Origin of the sequence: Streptococcus parasanguinis, assembly GCF_001069785.1 — a bacterium.
Taxonomy (GTDB): Bacteria; Bacillota; Bacilli; order Lactobacillales; family Streptococcaceae; genus Streptococcus; species Streptococcus parasanguinis_T.
In genome coordinates this window covers 41,727-55,409 of the sequence record NZ_JVSR01000074.1, presented here as the reverse complement: position 1 = coordinate 55,409, position 13,683 = coordinate 41,727, and the positions used below count along the sequence as shown (strand labels likewise).

The following is a 13,683-nucleotide window of genomic DNA, read 5'->3' as shown; positions in this document are numbered from 1 at the left end:
TTTTTGAACCAGCAGGACTTTCCTTCATCACATCGTCCTATTTGCCCACCAAAAAAGAGGCCCTTGCCTCTTCTTTAATGATTATTCTTCGATGGCTGAATCGGCATCTGAGCTAGCACCTTCTGTAGCAGTAGCTGAAATCCCTTCTGATACAGGAAGAACTGTTTTGATCGCTCCCAATTCAAAGGTCAGGTAGACACCATCAACATCCAAGACAACGGTCTTGCGGTCTGTGTCGACTTCATCGATGGTTCCGTACAAGCCACCAATCGTGATGACTTCATTTCCTTTTTGAAGTTTATTCAAACTTTCCATCCGTTTTTGGTACTGTTTCTTTTGGCTACGGCTCATGAAGTACATCAAACCGACCATAAGAACGAGCATAATTAGCAAACTTCCGCCTTGCATATGTTTCTCCTTTAATTTTCATATATGCTATACTATATCAAATTTCGCCCGTCTTTTCAAGTTTTCCCATCCTCTTCAAGCAAAATCAGGCTCCAGTCTCAGAGAGGAGGCAAGTTTTGATGAAAAAGAAAAAAACCACGAAAAGTGGGCTACTGACTAGTCAATCGTAATGCCATACTTTTCATGATTCTCATCATACCAATCAATCAAGGCCAAAGCCGTTTGATAGGTAATATTTTTGATTTTACTCGTTCCCTTCGTCAAAGTCGCCAAGCTCATTTTGCTGATGTTTGTTTCAGTTGCGACACGATAGCTCGTCAAGCGACCGTCAACCATCAGTTGAACAACGGCTTCCACTTTTCTGTATTCGGGAGTTGAGTAGATATCAATTGTATTGCTCATCTTACTTCCATTCCTCAAATTTTATTCTTGTATAGATTATATACTTATTTTCTTTATTTATTAATAATTTTGCTCAAATTGGATTAATTTCACTAATTATTGATGTTTTTCCACCCCAAATAGGAGGATTTTGGCCTTATACGGCGAATAATTTCCCCCAGGTGGGAAGAAAAAATAAAGACTGCTATATGATAGCAGCCTCTATTTTTCACAAACTAATTCGCCTTAGTCTGCTTGTTTATCAGTGTTTTCTTCCTTCTTTGTGTCTTTTTCTCTAATCACAAGGACACCATCTTCCATGTCTGCTTCGAGATGTTTGGCATCCAAGTTATCCAAGTGGAAGTCTGTGACTTTGTCACGGATTTGTTGTTCGACTACCCGACGAAGTGGACGAACACCCATCACTTCATCATAACCTTCTTCAGTCATATATTCTTTAGCTGCATCGCTCACTGCCAAGTCGATTTCTTTCTTAGAAAGGGTCTTATTGACATCTACCAACATCAAATCAACAATCTTAGAAAGGTCTTCCTTGCTCAAGTGTGAGAATTCAATGACAGCGTTGAAACGGTTCAAGAATTCTGGACGGAAGTAAGGTTTCAAACGATCCATGAGTTCTGGTTTATCCGCATCTTCTGTCAAGTTAGCTTCGTAACCAAATCCAGCGTTTGAAGTGGCGATAATCACAGTGTTCTTGAAGTTGACCGTGTTCCCTTGACCATCTGTCAAACGACCATCATCCAAGACTTGAAGGAGAAGGGTGATCACTTGAGGATCCGCCTTTTCAATTTCGTCAAGAAGGACGATAGAGTATGGGTTACGGCGAACACGTTCTGTCAAAGTATTGCTATTGTCATCATAACCAACATAACCAGCTGTTGTACCAATCAATTTAGAAACAGCTGTGCGGTCGCTGTATTCTGACATGTCCAAACGGATGATGGCATCTTTGGTACCGAACATATCAAGAGCCAATTGTTTAGCCAACTCAGTCTTACCGACACCAGTAGGACCTACAAAGAGGAAGCTACCGATTGGACGGTTCCCTTCGTCAAATCCTGCACGGTTCCGACGGATAGCACGTGCCACTGCTTCAACGGCTTTATCTTGACCGATAACCTTAGTTTGCAAACGGTGACCCATATCTTTCAACCGTTCGATATCAGTTGCACCCATTTGTGACACTGGAATACCCGTCATCCGTTCTACTGATTCAGCCACATCGTTGATTGTTGCTGTTACTTTATGGTCTTCTGTATGGTTTTCAATTTTCTTTTCAAGTTCTTCGATACGAACTTTTGCTTTCAAAGCTGCTTCGTAATCTTCTTTAGCCGCAGCTTCTTCTTGTTTGGTTTTTTCTTCTTCAATTTCATGTTCCACAGCGTGGACATCTGTTACCGGATGTTGAGCCGCCAAGTGAGCAGCTGTTACATCGACCAAGTCAATGGCCTTATCAGGCAAGCTACGTTGTGGAATGTATTGGATCGAATAATCAACCGCTGCTTTCAAGACTTCATCTGGCAAGATGACATTGTGGTGTTTTTCGTAAAGATCACGAATCCCTTGGAGAATCTTGAAAGTATCTTCAGCAGAAGGAGCATTGACCTTCACTTCGTTGAAACGACGAGCAAGAGCCGCATTCTTCAAGATAGTGTTACGGTATTCATCTTGAGTAGTTGCCCCAATGACTGTCAATTCCCCACGTGAAAGAGCAGGTTTGATGATATCCGCAAGACCTTTAGATCCTTGACCATCACCTGTGCTACCTGCACCAAGGATTTGATGGATTTCATCAAAGAAGAGAATGACATTTCCCATAGCTTTGACTTCTTGGATCAGATTTTGAATATTTTCTTCAAAGCTACCACGGTATTGCGTACCAGCTTCTAGACCAGAAATATCAATCGAGATGATTTCTTTGTTCTTGATAGCAGCTGGAACATCCCCGTTCACAATAGCTTGTGCCAAACCTTCTACAACTGCTGTTTTACCAACACCGGCATCCCCTACAAGAACAGGGTTGTTCTTGGTACGACGAGACAAGATTTCAGCCGTTTCTTGAATTTCTTTATTGCGTCCGATAACCGGATCCAGTTTTCCTTCACGTGCTTCTTCTGTCAAGTTGCGACCAAGTTTTGCAAGGATCCCATCTTGTTTCATTCCTTTACCTTGGTGGTGTTGCGCTTGCTCACTTCCTTCATTTGGAAGTTGACCAGTTTGGCGGTAGATAGCGAATTCTTCTGGTGTCACTTCACGACCATTAATCATGTAGCGACGGCTTTCAGAACGAAAACCACCCATGTTGCCCATTAGTTGATTGAAAAGATCATCCATATTGTTAAAGTTGTTGTTCATAGTTGTTACCTCTAATTTACATAATTTTAATTCGTTTTTGAAAATTAGCAGACCAATTGGCTGCTGTTTGGTTGTTTACATAATTTTAATTCATTTATTTAATAATAGCCCTACAGGCTAACAGTTTCTATTTTTCCTTTTATCAATTAGTTGTCTTAATTCTGGAAATAGCATATCACCATCTCCTTTCCACTATTGATCTTGTAAACCAGTAGGTTTTTCCAACCTCTTTTTGTTTACATAAATTATTATAACGCAGACTGATTTCTTTGTCAACACTTTTTTACATAATTTTTTAAATTTATTAAAAAAATCTGGAGTCACTCCAGATTCCATATTTAAATAGAAGTTCTTGGCTAGATAGATTTAAATTTACCAGCTTTTTCTTGAATAACCGTCTGTACATTTTTAGCAAATTGACCCACCATGGACTGATCCAGTTGCTTTCCAACTACCTGGACGTCTTCTTCGGCTACTGTTGCAATCGCAGTCAATCCATCATTGTAACGTTTCTCAACTCCTGCCTTGCAGGCCAATAAAATGGGCGCATAGACAACACGGATTAAATCTTTTTCAAGTTTCTTTCGGCTTTCGATGATCCTCATCTTATCTTTCATATCTAAATCAAAAAAATCTTTGACTGGACTATCACCCATACTTCCTCCTCTTCTATACTATGAAACTTTATCTTGTGCAAACTCCTCTTCCAGTTGGCGTCTATCTTTCCGGTAGGATTGCCATAAATTCTCTTCCTCGATTTCGATCTGTTTTAAGGCTACTTGTGCAGCTTCTCTAGCTTCGAGATCATACTCTTCGATACAGCGATGGAGGGACTCCCATCCACAATTGACATCAACCTCCTGCTCTTGTAAGAAGGAAGCTGCCATCGCAAACTCTTCTTCCAGCATCTGGGTGAAGAGCTGCTGTTTTCTTTCCACTAGGCAACGCTTTTCATCTAGCTCCAAACGCGCTTTTTGGAACTCTCTTTCCAAGTGATCTAGTTTCTTTTCCTTTTTTGAAAAAGTAGATGAAATTAATAAGCTAGTTGTTCCCACTGGTTCATTTCTCCTGCTATTTCTTGATCTTTTGCTTTTAAGAGCTCAATTCCTGCATTCACTTGCTCGTTTAAAGCATGGAATTCATTCGATAAGGACTGATATGTAGCCAAACGATTGTCAAACCTTTCTCTTACTTCAGTGACAATTGTTTGCTTTGTTGCACCAGCCTGTGCATAGGCCTCTTCTACTTCCACAAGATTGAGAATGAAGCCTTTCGGAACGGTCTGTAATACTTTCTCCAAAGCTTCTAAATCTGTATCCAGTTGTGCCTTAGATTTCTGAGCTTGCTCCAGCCCTTCATCCACTACTCGAATCAGCTCATCAGAAGCCAAGCGCGCCTGCAAAGCATCCAGATAGATCCGTTCACTTGAGCTCAGTCCACCACCTGTTTTTTGCAATTTATCCTTTAGGCGATAGTAAACCTTCATCCGCTCTTCAATGATTTCCTTGCGAGTGATGGCTTCCGTTCCCTTTTCAAGAACCAAATTCCCGTCCTTATCATAGATATAACCATGCATCATGTGCTGAAGGCCCGTATTTATCAAATTCTTAGTTTTGAGGTGCTTGACAATCCCACTGGATTCCTTGCTTCCAGAATCCTGATAGCCCAAGCTAACCAAATCTTTATGGTCAATGTGGTTGTAGATTTTGTACTTCAGCGAATCTATACGCACTTTTTGCTCAGGTGTTAAGATAGGATAGGCATTAGGGCCATTATATAGGTGTACGGTCCCAATATGAGAAGCTTCCTCTTCCGTCAAACAGGCAAGCGCATACTGAATATTCATAGAACCCAGAGAGTGACCGTATAGATCGATCTTGGCATTGGGGTATTTTCGGATCACCTCTTTCAAATGAGCTGCAGCATCTTTAAACTGCGGAGGCGGGAAAGTCCCGTTTTCATCATTGTATTTTTTTAAAAAAGCAGCTCCCACTAAAGCGGGAAATTTAACCTGTTCTTCGGCTGTCCTTTCTGCAAAAAAGCCGACCACATCTGATGCTTTTTCCTGTACGAAATTGCTGACAGGATTATCCAGCGCTTTTTTCATAAACCTACCTAAGGGTGTGGCCTCCGGAGGAAGATTAACAGAAGTAGGAATAATCGCATCTTCAAAAGCTTCTACAAAATTATTAAAACTATCCTTAGCCTTATCTCGCGCATAATTCTTCGCATATTCGGTTGCATACTCGCTCGCACCACCAGGGTTCAAAATATTGGAAGCTGCTGGCAAATCTGTCTTTACCCAATCCGTATATGTATCATGGAGTAATTTTTGTGTACTTATTTCAGTTTCAGATCCCTTCATCAAGACAGTCACGTCATGGATTTGGGCACGTTCTTCATCTGAAGCAGTATAGGGGACTGCATTTTGTTGCGCGCCTTGGCCATTATTAGTAAGAACGAAGACCTGCTCCTCATTGTCATTTACGTTATCATAAATATGGGCAACATTACCAATGTATTCGTCTTTCTTCGTCCCAATTTTAAACTTTCCATTTATTTTGACATCTTTTTCGTATTCAAGTAGAGCAGCTTTAACATTTTGTTGATCATTGAAATTTAAATTATTAGCCATTATCACTCCTTATCTAATAAATCACTTAACTCCTCTGTTTCCCCAAAATAGGTCTCTTCATATTTCCCTGTTGTAGCGTCCTCTTGTATAGTTGTGCTTAAAACTAATTTTTCATCATTATTTATAACTATTTTTACTAATAGCCCTCCCATCGGATTATAATCTAAATCATCTTTAGAAATTTTATATGATTTTATTTTTCCTTCTGGAGTAAGAGCTTTAGGATCTAATTTTTTCAACATATTTTCAATCGCCACTTTCATCTTCTTACTCTCTGCGATTTGAATCATTTCTTGTTTCTTGGCAGATTGTCCATTAAAAAAGCTACAGCCTCCTAAGCTCAGGCTAAATACTACCATTATCAACACAATAAATTTACTTTTTTTCATCTTCTTCCCATTCTTTCTTCAGGTTTCTTAGAATTTATTATACAAAATTCTATTCATACCTGAAATGTTACTTTTGTTAAAAAATGTTGCCAAATCGTTACAAGCACTAGCTATTGATGTAACATATTGGTTTTGATCCATAAATGTTTCTATTTAACTATATTAGATTAGGGGTGTTTACCTAAATGAGTTTATTTCCCAGCCTCTTCTGCTTCACTTAACAGATCACTTAATTTTGCTGAAATACCGTAACTACCTGCTTCGAACTGTCCTGAATCTTCCATTTGAACAGTCGTATCGATCGTTAACTTTTTATCGCCATTGATAACGAGATAGACATTCATCCCTCCCATTGGATTGTATTCCAATTCACCTTTTATCAGGGTATAGGAGTGAATGACTCCTTCTGAAGTGAAAGCTTTCGGATCGATACTGATTAACAAGTGTTTTATCGCTCGCTCCATTTTCGTGCTTTCTGCAATCTGAATCATTTCCCTTCTCTCAGCAGCTTTATCTGTAAAAAGACTGCAGCCTCCTAGAAACAAAGTCAGTAAGAATAGTAGCATTAATCGTTGTTTTTTATCAGTCATATGTTCCCTCTCACTTATATTATTCGTAATGATTTTTAAAAAATGACCCAATTTTTAAAAATTTTTTCCAGAACCTAAAAAACACACCCTTACTAGGTGTGTCTCTTGTTAAATCATGTATTCGACGCTATAAGTGGCATCGGATAGAATCCGTGAAAGGAATTGTTTGGTTCGTTCTTCTTTTGGACTGTTGAAGAATTCATGGGGTTCATTTTCTTCGATGATGTGTCCGCCATCCATAAAGATAACGTGGTTAGCCACATCACGCGCAAAGCCCATCTCATGGGTTACGACAACCATGGTCACTCCTTCTTGGGCCAATTGCTTCATGACATCTAGGACGTCACCGACCAACTCTGGGTCTAGCGCTGAAGTCGGCTCGTCCAGCAAGATCACATCTGGTTTCACTGCGATGGCACGCGCGATCCCGATCCGTTGCTGCTGACCCCCTGACAATTGAGAAGGATAGTAATCCTTGTAAGCGAGGAGACCAACTTTTTCAAGGGCTGATTCTGCCCGTTGGATGGCTTCTTCTTTTGGAATCTTACGGGCTACAACCAGGCCTTCTAAGATATTTTCAAGCGCTGTTTTGTTGGCAAAGAGATTGTAATGCTGGAAGACAAAAGCTGTCTTTTGGCGGATTTCTAGAATCTCTTTTTTGCTGAGTTTTGAGAGGTCATACTCTTTTCCACCTAGGGTGAGGTGTCCTGTATCTGCCTTTTCCAAGTGGTTAAGGCAGCGAAGGAAGGTTGTTTTTCCTGATCCAGATGGACCTAAAATAACGACGACATCCCCTTGGTTGACCTTGAGATTAACATCTACCAGGACCTGGTGGTCCTTAAATTTTTTCGATACGTGTTCTACTTCTAACATCTTCTTATTTCTCCTTCTTCTAAGCGAGTGTCAGGCGTTTTTCTAAGAGATTGAATCCCCATTGAATCACCCCACAAATGACAATATAAAGAATAAAAATCACTAGATAGGATTCAAAATATTGATAGCCATAAGAGGCTTCAACCTTGGCAATGGCGGTGATATCCTTGATGGTCATGACAAAGACAAGGGAGGTTCCTTTGACCAAGTTGATAACCAAGTTACACAAATTAGGAAGGGCTGAACGCAAGGCTTGTGGAAAAACAATGCGGATATAGGCTTGGCGATTAGTCAAACCAATGGCTTGCGCTGCTTCTAGCTGGCCCTTATCCACCGTCAGAATAGCTGACCGGAGAATTTCAGCCAGACTCCCTGTTGTCATCAAGCTAAAAATGATAAAGGCATAGTAAATGGGATTGATCTCAAAGACATTAAAGTGACTACCAATACTCTTAAAAAAGCTATTTAAGAGGCTGGGAAAGAGACTATAAAAGAAGAGAATCAAGAGAATCGGAGGCGTCGCGCGGATAAAGGCTAAGTAAATCACTGAGAAACTGCGAACCCCTTTGACCTTATAAATCTGACCGAGTGCCAAAAAGAGAGCTGGAAAAAAACTCAAGAGGATCGATACGACCATGATCAGAAGGGTCACTGGAACACCACCCAAGGTGGCTAGAAATGTTTTACTAATAAAATTGAAATCCATAAGCTACCTTTCTGTTACACTGAGTCGTTTCTCAAGGAGTTGAGCTGAGAGGGAGATGACAAGGGCAATTCCCCAGTAGATCACTGCTACAGCTGTATAGGTCTCGAGGGAATAATTCCCAAGATTGCGGCTGATCAAGTTATTTCCTGCTCCCATGATATCGATAAAGCCAATGGTATAAGCCAAAGCGGCGTCGCGCATGAGGTTTAAGATGGCAGTCGTCATATTTGGAAGAGCCACACGAAAGGCTTGGGGAAGGACAATCCGCCAAATGGTTTGAGCCGGCGTCAAGCCGATACTCAAGCCCGCTTCCATCTGACCTTTTGGAATGGCCAAATAGGCTGCCTTGAAAACCTCAGAGATCATAGCGGCAAAGAGAAGAAACATGGCAACAAGGACAAAGACAAACTTGGACCAGTGGTCAATGTCAATGCCCAACCACCAGTTCAAAAATTGGGGAAGTCCATAAAAGACCAAAAAGAGCAAGACAATCGGAGGGGTACAACGCAAGGTAAAGACATAACCTTTTGCCAGACCTGCTCCTACCTTATCTTCTGATACTTGTGCCCAGGTCAAAACCAAGCCAAATGCAGAACCGAGAACCGTCGTTAAAACCATCAAAGCAAGGGTCGCTGGCAGGGCTTGGACCAAGGTTGGAAGAAATGACCAGACCTTGGAAATGTCGTATGAGACCATGTTTCTTTTCCTTTCTGTATCCGTATAGAAATAAGGAAGCTGGGGCTATGCGCACCCAGTTCCATCTTATTTCTCTTTATCTACATAACTGAAGACATCTTCACCGAAATATTTTTTCGACAATTTAGCAAGTGTGCCATCTTTTTCTAATTCTTTGATGGCCTTGCTGTATTCTTCCGCAAATTTTTCGTTTTTCTTATCCTTATGGATCAATGGGTAAGTTGGAATTCCTTTGTAGGCAAACCAGCTCAGTTTGTCCGCATATTGGTGGTAAGAACCATCTTTATCTGTGACAGCTTTTTCAAAGGAAAGTTTGATGTCAAAGAAGGCATCGTAACGTCCTTCAAGAACCCAAGCATAAGCATCTGCGACTTTGAAAGATTCCGCAGCTGTTAATTCGATTTGTTGGTCCTTATGCTTTTCATTGTATTCTTTAATAACATTCCACTGCGCATTTTGTGGTGAAATTGGAACCAATTTTCCTTTTTCTTTAGCGAAGTCATCGATGTTCTTGTATTTATCCGCATCTTCTTTCCGTACGGTAAATCCGATGATACTTGCACCGATTGGTTCTTTTGGAATGATAAATTTCTTGGCACGTTCTTCGGTATACCAAGCTCCTTTGGTTCCGATATCGTATTTACCAGATTCTAGACCGATCAAGAGATCGTCATCACTTGTTCCAGTGTACTCAAACTTGTAGTCTGGTAGTTTTTCGTCAATGGCTTTGAGCACGGCTACTTCATAACCATCTGATTCCCCTTTTTCATCGACGAAATCGTAAGGCACATAGTTTTGAGTGTGGGCTACTTTCAAGGTTGTTACTTTATTAGATCCTGTTGATCCTTTACTTTCGTTTGCGTGGTTCAAGCTTCGACCAAGAATGGTTGCACCTGCAAGGGCAAGAACGGCCACCCCACCGATAATCCATGTTTTTTTACTCATACTCTGTTCTCCCTCTTTCTATTTTCCTTATTCTGCTGCAGCTTCACGAACCCATTCGATTCGTTCTTCATCAATGTCACTTGGGATGGTACAATCGGCACCAATGACCAAGCCTGTGGTTCCAGTTTCTGCGATGATGCGTTTGGTTTCTGCTTGGATCGCAGCCTTATCTCCTGTGTAAAGAAGTCCATTTTTTCCATTTTCAAAGCCACCAAGAACCGTGCGTCCACCGAAGATTTCGCGTCCTTCTGCTAGGCTGATTCCTTCTGGCCCGACTGCCCAGTTAATGACTTGGGCTGGGTAGTCTGTGAAGAGATGGATATCATTGCGAGCTCCTTCGTAGCCACAGATATGAAGAATGTTTACGCCCCCTGCTTCATTGGCTGTTTCTAAGACATGGAGTTCACTCGGTGCGATGACTTGTTTGTAAACTTCTTGGCTCACGCGCGCATCCTGGATACTTTGAACACTGAGGTAGATCCCGTCTGCCCCTGCTTCTTTGATGATTCGTTGGCTCAGACTTGCAATATCTTGGCCAATCGTATCCAATACTTTTTTAAGAGTTGCTGCATCTTGATCGATAAAGTTGGCGATCAAGTCATCTCCTCCTGAAACTTCTCCGACCAACCATTTGAAGTAGGTCACCGGAGCAAAGATATTGTAGATAGCCACAATGTCTTCTTCAAAACCGGCACGGATTTTTTTAACCAGCTCTACCTGCTCTGTGATCCATGGATGATCTGCTCCGAGTGGTTCAATCCCTACTAAGTCAGAGATATTTTCAAGGCCTTTGTGAATGGCTGGGTTTGGATAAGCAAAGTAACCATCACTCATGAGTTTGACAAAGTCTGGTTTGACCTTGTGAAGGAAGTTTTTATGGCCATTGAGGTTTTTTTCAATAATTTCCGGATTAGAAAATCCTTTCAACCATTCTTCTTCTGTTGTAAAATGATGCCAAAATCCAACTGGCACACGGTCAACTGCTTCTCCTTTGAAAGCTTTTAAGACTAATTCTCTTTTTGATGACATGTTCTTACCTCGTTCTATTCTTTTCTTGTTTGTTATCTTATCACTTCGATAATTGTTTGACTAATATATATTTTTTATCAAGCTCTTCATCTTTTTTTATCACTGATCTTCGAGAAGAAGAATTCCTGCTAGATCAGATGGGCGGATGAGGGAGAAACTATGAGCTGGAATCTTCTCCAGTCTTGCCATATCTGGATCTTTTTTTGCTTTCCCCTGACTACTTGCTAGAGCAGCTTTACTAAGCCCGAGAAGCAAAAACAAAACGGTTACCAGGATACACCATACATTGATCTTTTTCATCTCCCTCTCCTTTCTTCTTACAATACAGCTGCTTGACGTACCCAATCTAAGCGTTCCAATTGGAAATCATCTGGCACGGTACAGTCTGCTCCAAGGATCAAACCACGACTTCCGGCTTCTGCCACCAAGCGACGCGTTTCTTGCTCAATAGCTTCTCGTTCCCCTTGGTAGAGCAAACCTTTCTTGCCATTGACAAAGCCACCCAAAACGGCACGATCACCGAAAAGCTTGCGACCTGCGGCTAAGCTAAGGCCTTCATGATGGGTCGCCCAGTTAATGACTTGAGCTGGATAATCCTTGAAGAGTTCCACTTCATTGCTGGCCCCTTCAAAACCACAGATATGAAGGATATTGATGCCCCCAGCTTCATTGGCTGCTTCTAGGACAGCGATGTTGCTCGGTTCAATGAACTTGCGGTATTCTTCATCTGTCACACGCTCATCTTGGATCTGTTGGGTTGAGAAGTAAATCCCTTCAATACCTGCTTCTTGGATCAAGCGGCGACTTAAAGTAGCGATGTCTCCTGCAATCACGTCAAGGACATGAGCTAATGTTTCTGGATCTTCCTTGATAAAGTCTGCAATCACTTGGTCTCCACGGGATTGATCCGTACGGAACCAGCGTTTCAAATAAGAAATAGGCGAGAAGATATTGTAGAAAGAAGCAATCTCCTCATGGAAACGAGAACGAATCTCCTTGACCACTTCGATTTGTTTTTCAATCCAAGGATGATGCTCTCCAATCGGTTGAATATCCTTCAATTCTCGGATCGATTGGATCTCTCTCGAATAAAGAGCACTCGGATAGCGGAAGAAGCCATCGCTCATGATCTTGACAAAATCAGGTGAAATTTCTTCTACATACTGTTGGTGGCCCTTAATACTTTTTGCTACTACAGTCGGATTGTCTAGACCCAATTCTTTTTCTTCTTGGGTCACATAATGGAGCCAAAAACCTACAGGGATTCGCTCTACCGCTTCGCCTCGAATGGCCCGAAGAACCAATTCTTTTTTACTCATTCTGTGAATCCTCCTCAATATTTCTCCAACAGAAAGACTAACTGCTTTCCTTCTGGAATTTGTAACCATGATATCACCTCGAAAAGTAGCTGACTAATATATTTTCCCTATCAAGTCCTTAAAATTTCTTTATTAAGGAAGGCATCAAAAAAACGCAAGCCCTTGAAAATAGGGACCTGCGAGTATCTTTCTTTATTGCTTCATTTTAGAAGAAAAGGACCGCTTTGATCTTTTCTTGATCCGGTTATAGCAGAAAACTATACCCCTTCTTTTAAAGGAAAAAATGTCATATGTTGATGTGAAAAAGCCCTTCATATCAGCATTTCTTTCTTCCTATACATTTTACCATTCCCTGGATCGCCTTCTCCTCTTTCTTGTCAGGCAAGATTGAAAGGAGTATAATTTTTATAGAATAATTTTAAGGAGTGTACGGTTTATGAAAACAACAAAAACCACCTTTACCATCGTTTCTGCTCTTGCTTCTGTCATTTTACTGACAAGTTGTGGAAGCAACACCAACAAAACGCAAGAGACAAAAGCAAGCAGCACTAAAAATCAGGTGACAATGACCTATGATCAGCAGCGCTCACAAGAAAATACCATGTCTGTTCTCTGGTACCAAAAGGCAGCAGAAACCAAGGCTTTGTATTTACAAGGCTACAATGTCGCTACTGACCGTTTGAAAGAGATCCTCCAAACTCCTTCTGATAAGCCTTATTCCATCGTCTTGGATTTGGACGAAACTGTTTTAGACAACAGCCCTTACCAAGTTCAAAACGTCAAAGATGGTACAGCCTTCAATCCTAAAGATTGGGATGTTTGGGTGAAAAAAGCAGCCGCAAAAGCGGTGCCAGGTGCCAAAGATTTCCTTCAATATGCGGATCAAAACGGGGTTCAAATCTACTACATTTCTGACCGTACAAGCTCTCAAGTAGATGATACCATTAAGAACCTTGAAAAAGAAGGCATTCCTGTTCAAGGACGTGACCACCTCATGTTCTTAGAAGATGGCGTCAAATCAAAAGAAGGCCGTCGCCAAGCTGTGCAAGAAAAGACCAACCTTGTCTTGCTCTTCGGGGACAACCTGGTCGACTTTGCAGACTTCTCTAAGACCTCTGAAGCTGATCGCGACAAGAAATTGGACGAATTGCAAAAAGAATTTGGTGAAAAATTCATCATCTTCCCAAATCCAATGTATGGATCATGGGAATCTGCTGTCTACCAAGGTAAAAAACTAGATGCCAAGGGACAAACAGAAGAACGCCTCAAAGCCTTGCAAGGTTTTGAAAAATAAAGCAAACATCCTCGCTAGGAAAAACCTAACGAGGATGTTTTT

Annotated in this window: 16 protein-coding genes; 1 reads left to right on the top strand and 15 read right to left on the bottom strand. The window is 41.2% G+C overall.

Features of this window, described 5'->3' with window-relative positions; translation table 11 throughout:
* Window positions 1–81 precede the first annotated feature (81 nt).
* The 15 genes from yajC to ADG03_RS06360 all read right to left on the bottom strand — a co-directional run bounded on the left by yajC (window position 82) and on the right by ADG03_RS06360 (window position 12,347).
* Window positions 82–408, bottom strand: coding sequence for a preprotein translocase subunit YajC (gene yajC / locus ADG03_RS06430; RefSeq protein ID WP_003004444.1), 327 nt, complete (start codon window positions 406–408; stop codon window positions 82–84).
* A gap of 156 nt (window positions 409–564) precedes the next feature.
* Window positions 565–810, bottom strand: a complete 246-nt coding sequence (locus ADG03_RS06425) for a hypothetical protein (RefSeq protein ID WP_003009969.1) — start codon at window positions 808–810, stop codon at window positions 565–567.
* Between the two features lie 225 nt (window positions 811–1,035).
* Window positions 1,036–3,165, bottom strand: a complete 2,130-nt coding sequence (locus ADG03_RS06420) for an AAA family ATPase (protein WP_049473084.1) — start codon at window positions 3,163–3,165, stop codon at window positions 1,036–1,038.
* 356 nt (window positions 3,166–3,521) lie between these two features.
* Complete coding sequence (locus ADG03_RS06415) at window positions 3,522–3,821, bottom strand: hypothetical protein (protein ID WP_049473085.1); 300 nt, start codon at window positions 3,819–3,821, stop codon at window positions 3,522–3,524.
* An 18-nt stretch (window positions 3,822–3,839) separates the two neighbouring features.
* Window positions 3,840–4,220: a type III secretion protein gene (locus ADG03_RS06410; protein ID WP_049473086.1), complete on the bottom strand. Its 381-nt coding sequence runs from the start codon at window positions 4,218–4,220 to the stop codon at window positions 3,840–3,842.
* Window positions 4,199–5,800 (bottom strand): alpha/beta hydrolase family protein, encoded by a 1,602-nt coding sequence (locus ADG03_RS06405; RefSeq protein ID WP_049473087.1) that lies wholly within the window; start codon window positions 5,798–5,800, stop codon window positions 4,199–4,201. Before ADG03_RS06405 ends, ADG03_RS06410 begins: the two co-directional genes overlap by 22 nt.
* Window positions 5,801–5,802: 2 nt before the next feature.
* Complete coding sequence (locus tag ADG03_RS06400; RefSeq protein ID WP_049473088.1) at window positions 5,803–6,189, bottom strand: DUF1310 family protein; 387 nt, start codon at window positions 6,187–6,189, stop codon at window positions 5,803–5,805.
* Window positions 6,190–6,380: 191 nt separating this feature from the next.
* Complete coding sequence (locus ADG03_RS06395) at window positions 6,381–6,779, bottom strand: DUF1310 family protein (RefSeq protein ID WP_049473089.1); 399 nt, start codon at window positions 6,777–6,779, stop codon at window positions 6,381–6,383.
* A gap of 108 nt (window positions 6,780–6,887) precedes the next feature.
* Window positions 6,888–7,652, bottom strand: coding sequence for an amino acid ABC transporter ATP-binding protein (locus ADG03_RS06390; protein WP_003016067.1), 765 nt, complete (start codon window positions 7,650–7,652; stop codon window positions 6,888–6,890).
* Window positions 7,653–7,671: 19 nt separating this feature from the next.
* Window positions 7,672–8,358, bottom strand: a complete 687-nt coding sequence (locus tag ADG03_RS06385; RefSeq protein WP_003013778.1) for an amino acid ABC transporter permease — start codon at window positions 8,356–8,358, stop codon at window positions 7,672–7,674.
* A gap of 3 nt (window positions 8,359–8,361) precedes the next feature.
* Window positions 8,362–9,054 carry an amino acid ABC transporter permease gene (locus ADG03_RS06380; protein ID WP_049473090.1) on the bottom strand — a complete coding sequence of 231 codons (693 nt, stop codon included), beginning with the start codon at window positions 9,052–9,054 and terminating at the stop codon, window positions 8,362–8,364.
* Between the two features lie 66 nt (window positions 9,055–9,120).
* Window positions 9,121–9,999 (bottom strand): transporter substrate-binding domain-containing protein, encoded by an 879-nt coding sequence (locus ADG03_RS06375; RefSeq protein ID WP_049473091.1) that lies wholly within the window; start codon window positions 9,997–9,999, stop codon window positions 9,121–9,123.
* Between the two features lie 27 nt (window positions 10,000–10,026).
* Entirely contained in the window at window positions 10,027–11,028 is a 1,002-nt protein-coding gene (locus ADG03_RS06370; RefSeq protein ID WP_049473092.1) for a uroporphyrinogen decarboxylase family protein, read from the bottom strand.
* Window positions 11,029–11,127: 99 nt separating this feature from the next.
* On the bottom strand, window positions 11,128–11,328 hold the full coding sequence (locus ADG03_RS06365; RefSeq protein WP_049473093.1) for a hypothetical protein: 201 nt from the start codon (window positions 11,326–11,328) through the stop codon (window positions 11,128–11,130).
* Between the two features lie 17 nt (window positions 11,329–11,345).
* Window positions 11,346–12,347: a uroporphyrinogen decarboxylase family protein gene (locus ADG03_RS06360; protein ID WP_049473094.1), complete on the bottom strand. Its 1,002-nt coding sequence runs from the start codon at window positions 12,345–12,347 to the stop codon at window positions 11,346–11,348.
* 436 nt (window positions 12,348–12,783) lie between these two features.
* Here ADG03_RS06360 and ADG03_RS06355 point away from each other — a divergent pair, with 436 nt between their 5' ends.
* Entirely contained in the window at window positions 12,784–13,641 is an 858-nt protein-coding gene (locus ADG03_RS06355) for a 5'-nucleotidase, lipoprotein e(P4) family (RefSeq protein ID WP_049473095.1), read from the top strand.
* Window positions 13,642–13,683 lie beyond the last annotated feature (42 nt).

Coding starts and splice junctions, on each gene's coding strand:
- ADG03_RS06425 (WP_003009969.1), bottom strand. CDS start 810: ATGAGCAATACAATTGATATCTACTCAACTCCCGAATACAGAAAAGTG.
- ADG03_RS06385 (WP_003013778.1), bottom strand. CDS start 8,358: ATGGATTTCAATTTTATTAGTAAAACATTTCTAGCCACCTTGGGTGGT.
- ADG03_RS06390 (WP_003016067.1), bottom strand. CDS start 7,652: ATGTTAGAAGTAGAACACGTATCGAAAAAATTTAAGGACCACCAGGTC.
- yajC (WP_003004444.1), bottom strand. CDS start 408: ATGCAAGGCGGAAGTTTGCTAATTATGCTCGTTCTTATGGTCGGTTTG.
- ADG03_RS06415 (WP_049473085.1), bottom strand. CDS start 3,821: ATGGGTGATAGTCCAGTCAAAGATTTTTTTGATTTAGATATGAAAGAT.
- ADG03_RS06420 (WP_049473084.1), bottom strand. CDS start 3,165: ATGAACAACAACTTTAACAATATGGATGATCTTTTCAATCAACTAATG.
- ADG03_RS06395 (WP_049473089.1), bottom strand. CDS start 6,779: ATGACTGATAAAAAACAACGATTAATGCTACTATTCTTACTGACTTTG.
- ADG03_RS06355 (WP_049473095.1), top strand. CDS start 12,784: ATGAAAACAACAAAAACCACCTTTACCATCGTTTCTGCTCTTGCTTCT.
- ADG03_RS06370 (WP_049473092.1), bottom strand. CDS start 11,028: ATGTCATCAAAAAGAGAATTAGTCTTAAAAGCTTTCAAAGGAGAAGCA.
- ADG03_RS06360 (WP_049473094.1), bottom strand. CDS start 12,347: ATGAGTAAAAAAGAATTGGTTCTTCGGGCCATTCGAGGCGAAGCGGTA.
- ADG03_RS06365 (WP_049473093.1), bottom strand. CDS start 11,328: ATGAAAAAGATCAATGTATGGTGTATCCTGGTAACCGTTTTGTTTTTG.
- ADG03_RS06405 (WP_049473087.1), bottom strand. CDS start 5,800: ATGGCTAATAATTTAAATTTCAATGATCAACAAAATGTTAAAGCTGCT.
- ADG03_RS06375 (WP_049473091.1), bottom strand. CDS start 9,999: ATGAGTAAAAAAACATGGATTATCGGTGGGGTGGCCGTTCTTGCCCTT.
- ADG03_RS06380 (WP_049473090.1), bottom strand. CDS start 9,054: ATGGTCTCATACGACATTTCCAAGGTCTGGTCATTTCTTCCAACCTTG.
- ADG03_RS06400 (WP_049473088.1), bottom strand. CDS start 6,189: ATGAAAAAAAGTAAATTTATTGTGTTGATAATGGTAGTATTTAGCCTG.